Below are 15,445 nucleotides of genomic sequence, written 5' to 3' on the forward strand. Positions count from 1 at the left end.
CAAACACCACCCTTCTGAAAGGACGAAAAACCATGGACAAGATGTTCTCCGTTGAAGGTCGTATCATCGTCGTCACCGGCGGGCTGGGCCAGCTCGGCACCCAGTTTTCGAAATCGCTGGCAGAGGCCGGCGCCAAGGTCGCCATCTACTCGCGCCGACCTTTCTCGAAGGCCCAGATCGCGGAAAAATTTCCGGGTCTCGAGGACCGGATCAGGGTCTACGAGGCCTCGGTCACCGACAAGGCGGCGCTTCAGGCCGCGACCGACCAGTTGATCGCCGACTGGGGCGTGCCGCATGTGCTCGTCAACAATGCCGGCATCGATTCCAAGCCCGATGGCGCCGCCGACCAGAACGCCCCCTTCGAGGAATACCCGCAGAAGTACTGGGACGAGATCATCGACACCAATCTCACCGGTGTGATGCTCACCAGCCAGGTCGTCGGCACCAAGATGGCCGAGAAGGAGCGCGGGTCGATCATCAATGTCGGCTCGATGTACGGCATGGTCTCGCCCAACCAGGCGCTTTATGCCTACCGGCTGGAGCGCGACGGCGTACCCTTCGTCAAGGCTGTCTCCTATGCGGCATCGAAATCGGGCCTGTTGAACCTGACGCGCTATCTTGCGACCTATTGGGCGCCCAAGAAAGTCCGTTGCAACATCATCTCGTTTGGCGGCGTGAAGACCGGTTCCTACGACAAGGAATTCATCGATGCCTTTCTGGAGCGCGTGCCGCTCGGTCGCCAGGCCGAGGTCGATGAATATAACGGCGTGATCCGCTTCCTCGCCTCGGATGCCTCGTCTTACATGACCGGCTCGAACGTTGTCGTCGACGGCGGGTTTACCGCCTGGTAGGCGCGGGTTCCATTTCGGCCCACCCCAATAAGGGGCGACGACTGCTGAAGCGGTCGTCGCCCTTCCGCTTGTTGAGGGACTATCCGAGTTCGAGACTGGTGACGGCGAAGACGCCGGCCATATGCAGCGCCGGGGCGGTTCCGCGATACATCCGCGCGGTCTCGAAGCCGCGGGCAAGGCCGGCAGCCTCCAGCCAGGCAATGAAGCCAAGCTGGATGAGGGGCACGTCGATATCGACCCGACCGCTGCCGATATCGGCGACAAGCCCCGCCAGAAGCGCCTTGGCGGCCTGCGGGGTCTTGGCAAAGAGCGGGCCGATCTTCGAGCCATCCCGACATTGTCGCACAGCGCCATAACCGAAGATTTCGCCGTCCTTCTCGATCAGCCGCGCGCTCGTCGCCGCCGCAAGCCAGGCGCCGAGGAATGCCTTCCGGGGCGCGGGGAAGAAGGCAGGGTCGAAAGCGGCGATGCGGTCCAGGTCCGTCTCGGTGGCATTGCGGGTTTCGGCATGGCCGGCGCAGTGCGCGGCATCGATCACGCCGCTCCAGCGCGCGGTGCCATAGTCGGCGGCAAATCCCATCCGGGCGTAGTTCGGCTGCTGCTCCGGCACGCCGTCAAGCCCGATGGTGCGCCCTCCGAGATAGGCCATTGCGCGTTCCCAGACGAGCCGCCCATAGCCCCTGCCGCGCAAGTCCTTTCGGGTGATGTAAAGGCCGATGAAGCCAAAGTCGTCGCTGTAGGCAATGGCTGAAATGCCGGAGACCATGGCCCCCTCGACAAAACAGCCGAAGAACCCCTCGGGGTCTGCGGTCCTGAAAGGGGTTGCATCGCGTTGGCCGGGGTTCCAGCCTTCGGCGGCCGCCCATTCGAGAAGCGTTTCGATTTCGGCTAGGTCCAGGACGCAAATTTCGGGCTGCATGGCGGTGGTGTCCTGTTCTGGGGCCCGTCGCTTTCGCGCGCCGGGTTTCCGGTAGGAGCATACGACCGGCGCGAAGGCAAGGAAAGCCTGATAACGCGCGGCTTCGCCATCTCATTCGCCCCAACGTCGAACCAGATCGTTGTCAATGCCGAAGAGATCGAGCGCGCGGGCCACGGTCTGGGTCACCATGTCATCGAGACTTTCCGGCCGGGCGTAGAAGGCGGGCACGGGCGGCATGATGATCGCGCCGGCCTCCGTCGCCTGCGTCATGGCGCGCAGATGGCCGAGGTGGAGCGGGGTCTCGCGCACCATGAGCACGAGCCGGCGTCGGTCCTTCAGCATGACATCGGCGGCGCGGCTCAGGAGCCCGGCCGTCACGCCCGTGGCGATCTCGGACAGGCTGCGGACCGAGCAGGGGGCGACCAGCATGCCGATCGTGCGAAAGGATCCGCTGGCAATCGCCGCGCCGATATCATCCGGGGCGTAAACGACGTCGGCCATGGCATGGACGTCGGCGAGACTGAGATCAGTTTCGTGACCGAGCGTCACCTTTGCCGACGTCGTCATGACAAGATGCGTCTCGATATCAAGCGAGCGCAGGACCTGAAGGGCGCGAAGCCCGTATATGATGCCGGAGGCGCCGCTGATTCCGATGACGAGGCGCTTTTGCGGAGAAACGTTCATGTTTTTATTGCCTGACCAGAACAAGGAGACGACAGCGGCGCTGCCTGTTGCAAAGACCTATACCCGATCAGCGGTAAGCCCAGAATGGCGAATGACAGGAATGTCGCTGCATTCCCACCTTCCGAGAAAAACATCGCCACCCGATTTAATCACGTATTTGTGAAATTCCTGATTTCGGAAGGCGTGATAGCTCTTGGCGCAGCGCAGGAATCCGAAAGACCTGCGGCGAAGGCAGCAATATTACAAAAAAACATCGTTTGCGTTTTCTTAGTTGCGCATGGTCCGGCATTTACGTTCGATCATGAAAAATAGCGCTTTCAATCTATAGTCGGCATTTAGTATGCGTCGCAGGATGCGCTCTGGAGCGAAAAAGCTGGCTTACCCTCGGGCAGCCGCTCGATAGCGCTAACAAAGAAGTCTTTGTTGTCAGACGACAATTTTCACTTTTTTTCGGGGAACCAAATGTGGTAGGCGGGCGTTTCAGCTACCGTTCATAAATGACTATTCAAAGTTGAATGTAGCTGACAAGAAGCCGCGTGAATGACGGCCATGTTCAGCCAAGGGATGGAAGTGCTTGTGCCGCCCGCGGGACGGTCAAGCCAGAATTGGGTTTACAGACGTTGAAAAATCTCAGACTGTTCGAATGTTCATGCCATCATGAGTTAAGGTTCGGGACCAAGACCTGTTCCTACTGTTTCAGGCCTACTCCCATCTACAACCGCAAGCCATTCTGGATTGTACTCGCCCTGATCGCTGTCATCATTCTGCTGGGTCTTCTCGGCGTCGAGTTCGACCAGCTTCTGCTGCCGTCGGCCGCAGCCGACAGCCCTGCTTCTCTCACGGCATCGTCTGAGGCATAGCCTCGCTTCTCAGCCTAGCAGCCCGCGCCCGCGCAGCATCGCATCCGGGCTCGGCATCTTTCCCCTGAAACCGCGATAGGCCTCTTCCGCGCGAACCGATCCGCCCTTGGAGAGAATCTCCTTTCTGAGGCGTTCGGCCTTCTGCGGATCAAAGACGTCGCCCGTCTCCTCGAATGCCTCGAATGCATCGGCGTCGAGCACCTCCGACCACATGTAGGAATAGTAGCCGGCCGCATAGCCGTCGCCGGCGAAGATATGCAGGAAGTGCGGTATCGCATGGCGCATGGCAATCGCCTTCGGCATGCCGATCGCGTTGAGCACGCCGTCCTGGAAGGCCACGGGGTCGGCCGGAGGCGTCGCAGCGGTGTGCAGATGCATGTCGACGAGGGCGCAGGCGGTGTATTCCACGGTGGCGAACGCCTGATTGAAGTTTGCCGCCTTGAGCACCTTCTCCATCAGGGCGTCAGGCATGGCTTCGCCGGTGCGGTAATTGAGGGCGTAGGCGCGCAGGATCTCGGGCACGGTCAGCCAGTGTTCGTAAAGCTGTGAGGGGAGTTCGACGAAATCCCGGTCGACGCCCGTTCCTGAGACGGACGGATAGGTCACGTCGGACAGCATGCCGTGCAGCGCGTGGCCGAACTCGTGAAACAGCGTATGCGCGTCATCGAGAGACAACAGTGCCGGCTTGCCCTCGGCCGGCTTGGCGAAATTGCAGACATTGATGACGATCGGCAGCTCGCCCTTGCTGCCGTTCGGCAGCGTCAGCTTGTGCTGGCTTTGCAGGGCGTTCATCCAGGCCCCGGAACGCTTGGTCGCGCGGTTGAAATAGTCGCCGAGAAAAATCGCGAAAGCCTCGTCCTTGTCGTCGCGGATCTCATAGACGCGGACATCGGGGTGATAGGCGATGATATCCGGACGGTGAACGGCGGAGATGCCGAACAGCCGCCCGGCCACCGCAAAACAGGCTTCAAGGATCTTTTCCAGCTGCAGATAGGGCTTCACCTCGCTCTCGGAGAAGGCGAATTTGCGGGTCCTGAGCTTCTCGGCGTAATAGCGCCAGTCCCAGGCCTCGATATCGTGGTTGGCGCCCTCTTCGGCGACCAGCGCCTGAAGCTCCTTCTCGTCTTCGCCCGCAGCGCCCACGGCCTTTTCCCAGACATCCATCAACAACGTATCAACCGCGTCTGCGGTCTTCGCCATGGTGTTGTCGAGCTTCAGGGCCGCGAAATTCTCGTAGCCGAGCAGCTTCGCCTTTTCGGCCCGAAGCGCCAGCGTTTCCTTCATGACGGTGCGGTTGTCATATTCGCCGCCGGAGAGGCCGCGGGCGGTCCATGCGTGGAAGGCCTTTTCGCGCAGGTCCCGCCGCGACGAGAGGGTGAGAAACGGCTCGACGATCGAACGCGACAACGTCACGGCATGGGCATCCGGCCGGCCGCGCTCGGCGGCGGCGCCCGCCATGGCGTCGGTGAGGAAATCAGGAAGGCCGGCAAGCTCGTCGTCCTCGGTCAGGAACATGACCCATTCGCTCTCGTCGGCAAGCACGTTCTGGCCGAACTGGGTGCCGAGTTCGGCGAGGCGTCCGTTGATCGCGGCAAGTCGTTGCTGTTCGTCCCCGGCAAGTTGGGCGCCGCTGCGCACAAGCCCCTTCCAGTGGCGCTCCAGCACGATTGTCTGTTCTTCGCTCAGGTCAAGTGTCTGCCGCTCCTGCCAGAGCGCGTCGATGCGGGAGAACAGCGCCTTGTTGGCGCCGATCTTCGAATAATGCGCCGGAAGCTTCGGCGCGATCTCGCGCTCCAGCGCCTGGATCGCCGGGTTGGTATCGGCGCCGGCGCGGGTGAAGAAGATGGCCGCCACCCGCGACAGCGCGTCGCCGGCGACTTCCAGGGCCTCCACGGTGTTGACGAAGCTCGGCGCCTCGGAATTGTCCGCAATTGCATCGATCTCGGCGAGATGGTCGGCCATGGCCTGCTCGAAGGCGGGCGCGAAGTCCTCGTCCGATATCCGGTCGAAATGCGGCAGGCCCAAAGCCCCGTCCCAGGTCGTCAGTGCCGGATTGCGTTCTTTTGCGTCTGCCATAACCGTCATTCCCGTTCTCATGCCTGTCCGCAAGCGCGGTTTTTCGATGTGTGAGCCATCACCGGTCTTCTGACAAGGGGGCTGTCTTGCTGCGATCGAAAAAAGCGGGGCTTGATGATCGTCAGCGGAAATAGTAAGCAAGGCTTATTAAATTGCATTTGCCGGATTTTCGATGGATAGCGAAATCAACGCCGACCGTCTTGGCTTCCTCCTGACGGACGTCGCACGCCTGTTCCGCGCCGCCTTCGAGCGCAGGATCGGCGCCGCGGGCCTTGGCGTCACGCCGGGCGAGGCGCGCGCGCTTTCGCGCATTGCCGCGCGCAAGGGCGCCAGGCAAAGCGAGATCGCCGAGGAACTCGGTATCGAGCCGATGACGCTCTCGCGCTACCTTGATCGGCTGGAAAAGGCGGGACTGATCGAAAGGCGTTCCGATCCAAGCGACGGCCGGGCGAAATGCATTCACACCACCAGGCGCGCGGGCGCGGTTTTATCCGCGATCCGGCGCCACTCCGATGAACTGATCGAAGAGGTTGAGGAGGGCCTTTCCGACCAAGAAAAACAGATGCTGCGAACCGCACTGAAGACCATGCGCGGCAATTTCTCGCAGCGCTTGCAGGAATGACCATGACCGACGGAATGACCCAGCCGACGCCGAAGATGAGCGAGCGGCGCTCCAGCCTGATCGGCGCGATGATGACCATGCTCGGCCCGTTTTCGCTCGCCATCTATACCCCAGCCATGCCGACGCTTGCGATCGCTTTCGACACGACGGATGCCGCGATCAAGCTGTCACTCTCCGTCTTCTTCGGCGGGTTCGCCTTCGCGATGCTGGTTGCCGGTCCGCTTGCAGACGCCTTCGGCCGCAGGAAGACGGCGATCGGCTTCCTGATGGTCTACATGATCGGCAGCCTCCTCGCCGTCTTCGCCTGGGATGTGAATTCGCTGCTTCTCGGAAGGCTGGTCCAGGGCATCGGCGCCTCGGCCGGGCTGACGGTCGGGCGCGCCATTGTCCGCGACCAGTTTACCGGCGAGCCCGCGGCCCGCATCATGAACATGATCGGCATCGTGCTCGCCGTGGGCCCCGCCATCGCGCCCACCGTTGGCGGCCTCATCCTGTCCGTCTTCGACTGGAAGGCGATCTTCCTGACAATGGCGGGTTTCGGCGCGGCCTCTACTGCCATCCTCGTCACCATGATGTCGGAAACCGTCGTGCCCGATCGACGGAAGGCGCGGCCACTGCCTTTGCTGAAGGCCTATGGCCGCCTTCTCGCAAGCGGACGGTTCATGGCCGCATCGCTTCTGATTGCCTCCTCGGCCGGCACCCTCTACGCGCTCGCTTCGATCCTGCCTTTCGTGCTGATCAAGGTCGCCGGCCTCACACCGTCGCAATACGGCATGGGCATGCTGCTGCAGACCGGATCCTATTTCGTCGGTTCCGTGGTGTTCCGCTTTGCCCTTGGCCGTTTTTCCTCCCGTTCCCTCGTCAGGGTCGGGCTGCTCTTCATCGCTTTCGGCGCTTCCGCAATTGCCCTTTCCGTCGAGTTTCTGCCGATCAGCTACCTCTCGGTCATGCTTCCGGTCGCAAGTTTCGCCTTCGGCATCGCCTTCGTCATGCCCTATACGATGAACGCGGCATTGCTGCCGTTCCCGGCAATCGCCGGTTCGGCGTCGGCATTGATGGGCTTCATGCAGATGGGCGCGGGCCTTGTCACCGGCATCATTGCAGCGGCCATCGGCTCGCCCGTCTTCGCCCTTCAGGTTGTGGTGCCGACAATGGGTGCGATAGCGGTCTTGAGCTATGTCTCGCTGTGCATTGCCGAACGCCCGCATCTCGCGGTCAAACACGAAACGCCGAAAGGTGACATCCAGGCCTCCGAACCGCTTGCCTGATCGGTGAGGATCGATTGCGGCAAATGCCCGATTGGATACGGCACCTGGCAACAAGAAAAAAGCGGAGCCGATGGCCCCGCCTTTCTGCAAATCCAGGCGTCTGATCGCGAGATCAGCCGTTGTCGCGCTTGGCAAGGGTCCTGAGGCGCAGCGCGTTCAGCTTGATGAAGCCGGCAGCGTCCTTCTGGTCGTAGGCGCCGTGGTCGTCCTCGAAGGTGACGAGGGCTTCGGAATAGAGCGACTTGTCGCTTTCGCGGCCGGTGACGATCACATTGCCCTTGTAGAGCTTCAGCGTCACTTCGCCTTCCACATGTTCCTGGCTCTTGTCGATGGCGGCCTGCAGCATGTAGCGTTCGGGCGAGAACCAGAATCCGTAATAGATCAGCTCCGCATATTTCGGCATCAGCTCGTCTTTGAGGTGCGCGGCGCCCCGATCGAGCGTGATGCTTTCCATGGCGCGGTGGGCGGCCAGCAGAATGGTGCCGCCGGGCGTTTCGTAAACGCCGCGCGACTTCATGCCGACAAAGCGGTTCTCGACCAGGTCAAGACGGCCAATGCCGTTGTCGCGGCCGTAATCATTGAGTTTTGCGAGCAGCGTTGCCGGGCTCAGCCTTTCGCCGTTGATGGACACGGCATCGCCCTTCTCAAAGCCGATCTTGATGATGGTCGCCTTGTCGGGCGCTGCTTCCGGCGAGACGGTGCGCATATGCACATATTCCGGCGCCTCGATCGCCGGATCTTCCAGCACGCGCCCTTCCGAGGAAGAATGCAGCAGGTTGGCGTCAACGGAGAAGGGCGCTTCGCCGCGCTTGTTCTTGGCGATCTGGATCTGGTGCCGTTCGGCAAATTCCAGAAGGTCGGTGCGGCTCTTGAAGGTCCAGTCGCGCCAGGGCGCGATGATCTTGATGTCCGGGTTCAGCGCATAGGCCGAGAGCTCGAAACGAACCTGGTCATTGCCCTTGCCGGTCGCGCCATGGGCAATCGCGTCGGCGCCGGTTTCCCTTGCGATCTCGATCAGGCGCTTGGAGATCAGCGGGCGGGCGATCGAGGTGCCGAGCAGATAGACGCCTTCATAGACGGCGTTGGCGCGGAACATCGGGAAGACGAAGTCGCGGACGAATTCCTCGCGCACATCCTCGATGAAGATTTCCTTCACGCCGGCCTGCTCGGCCTTCAGGCGCGCAGGCTCCAGTTCCTCGCCCTGGCCGAGATCGGCGGTGAAGGTCACGACTTCAGCGCCGAATTCGGTCTGGAGCCATTTGAGGATGATCGAGGTGTCGAGGCCGCCGGAATAGGCGAGCACGACCTTCTTGACGTCTTTGTGCGTTGCCATTGTCTTAATCAAGTCCATCTGCTGTTTGGCATGTTTGCTGCCGTTTTACCGGCTTTGCCGCGCCACGCAAGGAAAACCCGTGCTGGACATGACTTTCCGTCCCCCCTTGTGTCAATTTGCAGATTGACAGGGCAGTGCAACTCGAAAACAGTCGGTCAAGGACACGCGCGTGCTTCGCCGAAGCCTGCATGCGCGAATGAAAAGGGCCGGGTGTTTCCGCAAGGCGACCTTGGTCCGGCGGCGGCAAAGACCGTCTGACGACGATGGGAGGAAGGCCATGAGCCAGAAGAAAGCGTTGCATCCTGCTCTTGAGGAGGGCAATTCCGCCGTCATCACCGGTGGCGCCTCGGGCATCGGTTTTGCCGCTGCCAAGGCCTTCATTGATCTCGGCATGAATGTGATGATCGCCGACATGAAGAGCGAGAAGCTGAAGGCAGCGGGCGCGGAACTGGCGGCCCTTGCCGAGAAGAAGGGCGTGAAGGCGCTGGCGCAGGCCGCCGATGTCTCCGACCTTTCGGCCCTGGAAGAACTCGAATGCGCCGCCGTCCAGGCCTTCGGCAAGGTGCACGTGCTGATGAACAATGCCGGCATCCAGCCGGCGACCGATATTCTCGGCAAGCAGATGCCCTGGGACCGGATCATTGATGTCAATCTTCTGGGTGTGATCAACGGCACGCGCATCTTCACGCCCGGCATGATCGCGCATGGCGAACCGGCGCTGATCATCAATACCGGCTCAAAACAGGGCATCACCACGCCACCCGGCAACCCGGCCTATAATGTCTCGAAAGCCGGCGTGAAGGCTTTCACCGAAGCGCTGCAGCATGATCTGAGGAACCGCGAGAACTGCAAGGTCGAGGCGCACCTCCTGATCCCCGGCTTCGTCTTCACCCCGCTGACGGCGGGCGGGCGCACCGAGAAGCCGGAGGGCGCCTGGACGCCGGAGCAGACGGTCGACTTCATGCTGAAAAGCCTGGAAGCCGGCGATTTCTACATTCTCTGCCCGGACGGCGAGGTTGACCGCGAGACGGACGAAAAACGGATGATGTGGGCGATGGGCGATATCGTGGAGAACCGTCCGCCGCTGTCGCGCTGGCACCCCGATTACTACCACGCCTTCATCGATTTTCTGTCGGGCACGCCGAAGAACCTGAAAGACTGAGACCGTGGCAATTGACGAGGAACTGGCGGCGCGGCTGCGCCACCGGCTGGAGGGCCTTGAAGGCGTGAGCGAGAAGAAGATGTTCGGCGGGCTCTGCTTCCTCGTCAACGGCCACATGGTCGCCGCCGCAAGCCGCAGCAAGGCCGGCGAGAGGCGCTTTCTCTTTCGTGTCGGAAAAGGCAACGCCGAGGCCGCCGCGCGTCTGGGCCATCCGCAGCCGATGGTTCATGGCGGAAGGAAGATGACCGGCTTCTACTATCTCGATGCTGATGACCTGTCCGATCCGGTTTTCGACGAATGGGTGTCGATCGCGCTGGAGAATGCCTTTTCACTGCCGCCGAAATCGTAGGACGTCGTCGGTGGACAGTGCGTGTCCGGAGCGAGGCTTGTCTTCGGTGTCTCCGCCGACCATATTGCCGCCATCGCTGACGCCAATCGCCGACAGGAGGCTCTCCCCATGTATACCGGCATCGTCCAGGCCGTCCGTCCGCTTGCGGATATCGCTGCCTATCCGGGCGGCAAGACCTTCACCGTTGCCTTTACTGACAGGCTGCTGGTCGACCTGAAGCTCGGCGCCAGCGTCAATATCGAGGGCACCTGCCTTTCGGTCACCGGCATTGACGGCGGGAACGTCACCTTCGATGCGATGAACGCGACGCTGGAGCGCACCAATCTTGGGAACCTTGAGGCGGGCCAGTCTGTCAATGTCGAGCGCTCGGCGAAAATGACGGACGAGAACGGCGGGCACGCGATCGCCGGCCATGTGGCGACCACGGCGGTTCTGGAAGAGATTTCGACCGCCGAGGAAAAGGCCTTCATCCGCTTCCGCGTGCCGCAGGACTGGGCGAAATACATCTTTCCGCGCGGCTACCTGGCGGTCAATGGCTGCAGCCTGACCGTTGCCGACGTGGAGGACAACCTGTTCACGATCAACTTGATTCCCGAGACGTTGCGACAGACGACCTTTTCCCGCTACAGGCCGGGCGACCGGCTCAACATCGAGGTCGACCACCAGACGATGGTGATGGTGGACGTGATCGAACGCACGATGGCGCGGGTGCTGCCGGGCCTTGCCGGCAAGGCCTGAGCAGCAAAAAGCCCGGCGCAAGGACCGAGCTTTCGCATTCCGTCAAAGACTGAATCTTATTTCGTGGCGCCTTCGTAGAGTTCCAGGACATAGTCCCAGTTGATGAGGCTGTCGACGAAGGCTTCCAGATATTTCGGGCGCGCGTTGCGGTAGTCGATGTAGTAGGAATGCTCCCACACGTCGACGCCGAGGATCGGCTTCGCGCCATGAACGACCGGGTTTTCGCCGTTCGGGGTCTTCATGATCTCGAGCTTGCCGTCCTTGACGGCGAGCCACGCCCAGCCTGAACCGAACTGGCCGACGCCTGCGGCGATGAAATCGGCCTTGAACTTGTCATAGCCGCCGAGATCGGACGAGATCGCGCTTTCGAGCGCGCCCGGCAACTTGGTGCCGCCGCCGTCCTTCTTCATCCACTTCCAGAAATGCATGTGGTTGAAGTGCTGTGCGGCGTTGTTGAAGAGCGGCTGGTTGGAACCGTATGCCTTGACCATGACTTCTTCCACCGGAAGGTTGCCGAGGCCGGCTTCTTCCGCCAGCTTGTTGCCGGTGGTCACATAGGTGTTGTGGTGCTTGTCATGGTGAAATTCAAGCGTCTCGGCCGACATGTAGGGGGCGAGCGCGTCGTAGGCGTAAGGCAGTTCCGGAAGTTCAAAAGCCATGTTCAATACTCCTCAGTTAATAAATTGACGCTTGCGGGTTACATAGGAAGCCCTTCCGGGAAGGGCAACCGTCGGGCCCGGAAATATCCGGGCAAATTGCCGGAAGGAAAGGGCGTTCGGCGGCATTCCGGTACGCCCTTGCCCCGGCGGAAGGTCCGCCGGCCAGTCTATCCTAGCCCTCCGGCAGCTTGTAGGCGAGGATATAATCGCCCGTCTCGGTGCCCACCGAGCCATGGCCGCCGGCGACGATCAGCACGTATTGGGTTCCATCCGCGGTCTCGTAGGTCATCGGCGTTGCCTGGCCGCCGGCGGGCAGCCGAGCCTCCCATAGCTGTTCGCCGGTGGTCACGTCATAGCCGCGGATGTAATTGTCCATTGTCGCGCCGAGGAAGGCGACGCCGCCCCTGGTCATGATCGGGCCGCCGATGCCGGGAACGCCCATCTTGATCTTGAGCGGCAGCGGCGTCATGTCCTGAATGGTGCCGTTCTTGTGCTTCCACACGATCTCGCCGGTGGTCAGGTCCGCGCCCGCGACATAGCCCCATGGCGGGGCCTGGCAGGGCACGCCAAGCGGGCCGAGCAGGGTGGAGAAGGCAACGGCATAGTCGGCGCCGTTATTGGAGTTGATGCCCTGGGTCGGCACGCCGGGCTTTGATTTCGGCACCAGCGTCGAGGTGTAGGCCATGTAGACCGGCATGGCGAACATCACCTGCCGCTCCGGATCGACGGCGACCGAACCCCAGTTGAGCGTGCCGAAATTGCCGGGATAGACGATTGTGCCGTCAACGGATGGCGGCGTGTAGCGGCCCTCGTAATTATACTGTTTCAGCTTGATGCGGCAGACGAGCTGGTCGAGCAGGCTTGCCCCCCACATGTCCTTGCCCTCAAGCTTCGGCGGGTTGAAGGAAAGCGCCGAGACGGGCTGGGTCAGCGACAGGTTCTCGCCCTCAAGTCCGCCCTCCTGGGGTGCTGGGACCTCCTTCACGGGAAGGATCGGCTCGCCCGTTTCACGGTTCAGCACGAAGACTTCGCCCTGCTTGGTCGCCTGCACCAGCGCCGGCACGCTCTCACCGTTAATCGTCAGGTCGAGAAGGGCCGGCTGGGCCGGCACGTCCATGTCCCAGAGGTCGTGGTGGACGCCCTGGAAATTCCAGACGGGCTCGCCGGTCTCGGCATCGAGAGCCACCACCGAGGAAGAATACTTCTCGACCGCGGGCGAGCGGTTGAGGCCGATCTGGTCCGGCGTGCGGTTGCCGATCGGGGCGTAGATCAGGCCGAGATCGCTGTCGCCGGACATCACCGACCAGCTGTTCGGCGAATTCTTGGTATAGGTTTCGTCCGGGCCGAGCGGTTCGGTCTGGTCCGGATTGCCGGTATCGAAGTTCCAGATCAGTTCGCCGGTGTCGATGTCATAGGCGCGGATCACGCCGGAGGGGCTGTCGGTCGAGTAATTGTCGTTGACCGAGCCGCCGACTACGATCTTGCCGTTTATCGCCAGCGGCGGCGATGTCGAGTAATAGTAGCCCTGCGTCTTGTAAGGCATGTTTCTCTGAAGTTGCAGCGTGCCATTGTCGGCGAAGTCCTCGCAAATCGTGCCGTCTTCGGCATTGAGCGCAATCAGACGGGCGTCCGATGTCGGCAGGTAGACGCGGGTCTTGCAGCGTTCGCCCTCGGCAATGTCGGGGTCGTCGTAATAGGTCACGCCGCGGCAGGTCTGGTGCTGGCGGTTGCCATCAACCGGAACCTTCGGGTCAAACTTCCATTTCTCCTCGCCGGTCTTCGCGTCAAACGCCATCGCCCAGCTATGCGGGGTGCAGACATAGAGCGTGTCTTCGACCATCAGCGGGGTATTTTCGTAGGTGGTCTCGACGACGTCGTTCGGCCCCTTCATGTCGCCGGTCTGGATCTGCCAGGCAAGCTCCAGGTCGCCGACATTTTCCGGCGTGATCTGGTCGAGCGGCGACCAGCGCTGCCCCCTTTCGGTACGGCCATAGCCATGCCATTCGCCGCTGGGAACAGCGTCCGCCGTTTCGGCGCTGGCGCTGCGGGCGCCGGGCAGAGACCCATCGATCGCATGCGGGTCGGTGAACAGCGAGATGACCGCGACCACAACCGATACCAGAACGGCTGCCACCAGCGGCCACGGGCCGGCGCGGGCGGGTTTGTCTTTTTCTGGAAAGCCATAGTCATCGCGCAGGATCGGCCGGCGCACCCAGGGCAGAAGCAGCCAAAGGCCGAGCAGCACGACGAGGCCGCCGCGCGCGCCGAGCTGCCACCAGTCGAAACCGACCTCCAGCAGCGCCCAGACCAGCGTCACCAATATGGTTGCGGCGTAGACCCAGTAAGCAAGCGCGGAGCGGGTGAATACAAAAAAGGCGGTCGCCAGAAATGCGGCGCCCGCAATGAGATAAAACCAACTGCCGCCAAGCATGATCAGCCAGATGCCGCCGCCGCCCAGAAACAGGCCAATCACGGCAAAGATGAATGTCGTGAAAATAATCATTGAAAATGTCCCCATATGCACGTGTCTCAAGCAGATGACGCCGGCGTCATCCGCGGACATGGAAAGCCGGCCCCAGTCGGGGCGGACCTAGGCATAACGACGCGTACGGCGGAATGTTCCTGACAGGATAATGCCAGGGATCAGGGCGACAGGCGGCCCTTTCGCGCGGAGGCTTCCAGGCGTTTGATATCGTTGTCGAAATCGAGCATCTTCCGCGCGCGTTCCAACGCCTGGGCCGAATAGTCCCGCGCGCATTCGCCGTAACCGACAAAAGGAAGCAGCGAGAGGGATTCGAATGCGTGCTGCAGCCGCATTCCCACCTCAACCTTGTCCGCTCCGTCCCGGGAAATGCCGGTAAAGGCCGCGTCGAAGAAATCGTCGGTTTCGATCGCCGGGATGAAGACGCGGCCGTGATACACCTCCGCTTCGGCCTTTTTGCCCGAGGCCATGATGCGCACGATATTGCCGATCACGTCGATCGCCGTGCCCGGGTCGTTGATGCCCGGGGAGAGCGCACGCATGGCGATCTGGGAGAGCACGGTAAGACCGTAAAGCGGGTCCTGGTCGTAGCTGCGGGCATTGCCAATAGTAAAGGCGCCGCGCAGGGCCTCACGGGTTTCGTCGTCGATCGCGCTGCCGTCTGGAAGCGCGATCCCGGCGATATGGCGGCCGGGCGTCACGAAGGCGCCGGGGCGCTCGAATACGTGGATATTCGCCTCGAGCCGATCCGCGATATCGTCGAGCGCGGGAACGTCGATAAACCGCAGATAGCCGATCTGGTCATGCTCGATCATCGAAAGCCCATGGGGAACGGGGCCTTCCTGCGGGCGGGCATGCAGATATGGTGCGCGGCGATAATGCTCCATCGAGGGGCAGGAGGCGGATTCCACCTGCGAGATCGTTTTCGTGACCTGACCGAGATGGCCGAGATAGTTGATCCAGCGCAGCATCGTTACCACGATCAGCACGATGACCGCGATGGTGACGAGGAACAGGATCAGCCGGCCGCCGCCGCCATAGAGCGAGGTGTTAAGCGCGATCAGGCCGACAAGGCTGAAAATGAAGGCGCCGAGGAAGGTCGAAAGCGCCCACTGGGCGATTCGGTCCTGCAACAGCGTGCCGACGGCGCGCGGCGTGGCATTGCTGGCAGCCGCCGTCGAGGCCTGCACCAGCGTGTTCAGCGAGAACACCAGCACGGAAAGCATGCTCGTGGCGATGATGGTCAGCAGGCTGTTGACCGCGCTGCTTCCGATAATGTCCTGAAGGTCATCGGGGATGAGGGGATCGGCCATGATGCCGAGCAGGGCCGTCATGATGGCGGCGACACAATAGAGCGAAGCGACGAACCACACCTGCCGCATCGCCTGGAGCACCATCCACCAGGTCTTTGACATCTCGAATTTCATTCAGCCCCGCCCCTT

Annotated in this window: 14 protein-coding genes; 7 read left to right on the forward strand and 7 right to left on the reverse strand. The window is 61.8% G+C overall.

Annotated elements, in window-relative coordinates:
* Positions 1–32: 32 nt before the first annotated feature.
* Complete coding sequence (locus JET14_RS04615) at positions 33–851, forward strand: SDR family oxidoreductase (protein ID WP_200337006.1); 819 nt, start codon at positions 33–35, stop codon at positions 849–851.
* A gap of 79 nt (positions 852–930) precedes the next feature.
* Here JET14_RS04615 and JET14_RS04620 read toward each other — a convergent pair whose 3' ends face one another.
* Entirely contained in the window at positions 931–1,770 is an 840-nt protein-coding gene (locus JET14_RS04620; protein ID WP_200337007.1) for a GNAT family N-acetyltransferase, read from the reverse strand.
* 111 nt (positions 1,771–1,881) lie between these two features.
* Entirely contained in the window at positions 1,882–2,454 is a 573-nt protein-coding gene (locus JET14_RS04625; protein ID WP_200337008.1) for a UbiX family flavin prenyltransferase, read from the reverse strand.
* 84 nt (positions 2,455–2,538) lie between these two features.
* Between JET14_RS04625 and JET14_RS04630 the strand changes: the two genes are divergently transcribed.
* Positions 2,539–2,766, forward strand: a complete 228-nt coding sequence (locus JET14_RS04630; RefSeq protein ID WP_200337009.1) for a hypothetical protein — start codon at positions 2,539–2,541, stop codon at positions 2,764–2,766.
* 557 nt (positions 2,767–3,323) lie between these two features.
* Here JET14_RS04630 and JET14_RS04635 read toward each other — a convergent pair.
* Complete coding sequence (locus JET14_RS04635; RefSeq protein ID WP_432443063.1) at positions 3,324–5,390, reverse strand: M3 family metallopeptidase; 2,067 nt, start codon at positions 5,388–5,390, stop codon at positions 3,324–3,326.
* A gap of 172 nt (positions 5,391–5,562) precedes the next feature.
* On the opposite strand from JET14_RS04635, the gene JET14_RS04640 reads away from it, so the two are divergent.
* Both JET14_RS04640 and JET14_RS04645 read left to right on the forward strand, forming a co-directional pair.
* Positions 5,563–6,012, forward strand: coding sequence for a MarR family winged helix-turn-helix transcriptional regulator (locus JET14_RS04640; RefSeq protein ID WP_200337011.1), 450 nt, complete (start codon positions 5,563–5,565; stop codon positions 6,010–6,012).
* Positions 6,013–6,014: 2 nt separating this feature from the next.
* Positions 6,015–7,280 carry a multidrug effflux MFS transporter gene (locus JET14_RS04645; protein ID WP_246750520.1) on the forward strand — a complete coding sequence of 422 codons (1,266 nt, stop codon included), beginning with the start codon at positions 6,015–6,017 and terminating at the stop codon, positions 7,278–7,280.
* 112 nt (positions 7,281–7,392) lie between these two features.
* Here the strand turns inward: JET14_RS04645 and JET14_RS04650 are convergent, their stop codons facing one another.
* Positions 7,393–8,613, reverse strand: coding sequence for an argininosuccinate synthase (locus tag JET14_RS04650; RefSeq protein WP_200337012.1), 1,221 nt, complete (start codon positions 8,611–8,613; stop codon positions 7,393–7,395).
* A 277-nt stretch (positions 8,614–8,890) separates the two neighbouring features.
* On the opposite strand from JET14_RS04650, the gene JET14_RS04655 reads away from it, so the two are divergent.
* The 3 genes from JET14_RS04655 to JET14_RS04665 all read left to right on the forward strand — a co-directional run bounded on the left by JET14_RS04655 (position 8,891) and on the right by JET14_RS04665 (position 10,862).
* Positions 8,891–9,775, forward strand: a complete 885-nt coding sequence (locus JET14_RS04655; RefSeq protein WP_200337013.1) for an SDR family NAD(P)-dependent oxidoreductase — start codon at positions 8,891–8,893, stop codon at positions 9,773–9,775.
* Positions 9,776–9,779: 4 nt separating this feature from the next.
* Positions 9,780–10,124, forward strand: coding sequence for a TfoX/Sxy family protein (locus JET14_RS04660; protein ID WP_200337014.1), 345 nt, complete (start codon positions 9,780–9,782; stop codon positions 10,122–10,124).
* 108 nt (positions 10,125–10,232) lie between these two features.
* Positions 10,233–10,862, forward strand: a complete 630-nt coding sequence (locus JET14_RS04665) for a riboflavin synthase (protein WP_024709637.1) — start codon at positions 10,233–10,235, stop codon at positions 10,860–10,862.
* Between the two features lie 56 nt (positions 10,863–10,918).
* On the opposite strand, the gene JET14_RS04670 is transcribed toward JET14_RS04665, so the two are convergent.
* The 3 genes from JET14_RS04670 to JET14_RS04680 all read right to left on the reverse strand — a co-directional run bounded on the left by JET14_RS04670 (position 10,919) and on the right by JET14_RS04680 (position 15,430).
* Entirely contained in the window at positions 10,919–11,521 is a 603-nt protein-coding gene (locus tag JET14_RS04670) for a superoxide dismutase (protein ID WP_024709636.1), read from the reverse strand.
* A gap of 172 nt (positions 11,522–11,693) precedes the next feature.
* Positions 11,694–14,024 (reverse strand): membrane-bound PQQ-dependent dehydrogenase, glucose/quinate/shikimate family, encoded by a 2,331-nt coding sequence (locus JET14_RS04675; RefSeq protein WP_200337015.1) that lies wholly within the window; start codon positions 14,022–14,024, stop codon positions 11,694–11,696.
* A gap of 140 nt (positions 14,025–14,164) precedes the next feature.
* Positions 14,165–15,430, reverse strand: coding sequence for a DUF2254 domain-containing protein (locus tag JET14_RS04680; RefSeq protein ID WP_200337016.1), 1,266 nt, complete (start codon positions 15,428–15,430; stop codon positions 14,165–14,167).
* Positions 15,431–15,445 lie beyond the last annotated feature (15 nt).

The sequence above is a fragment of the Martelella lutilitoris genome, assembly GCF_016598595.1.
GTDB lineage: Bacteria > Pseudomonadota > Alphaproteobacteria > Rhizobiales > Rhizobiaceae > Martelella > Martelella lutilitoris_A.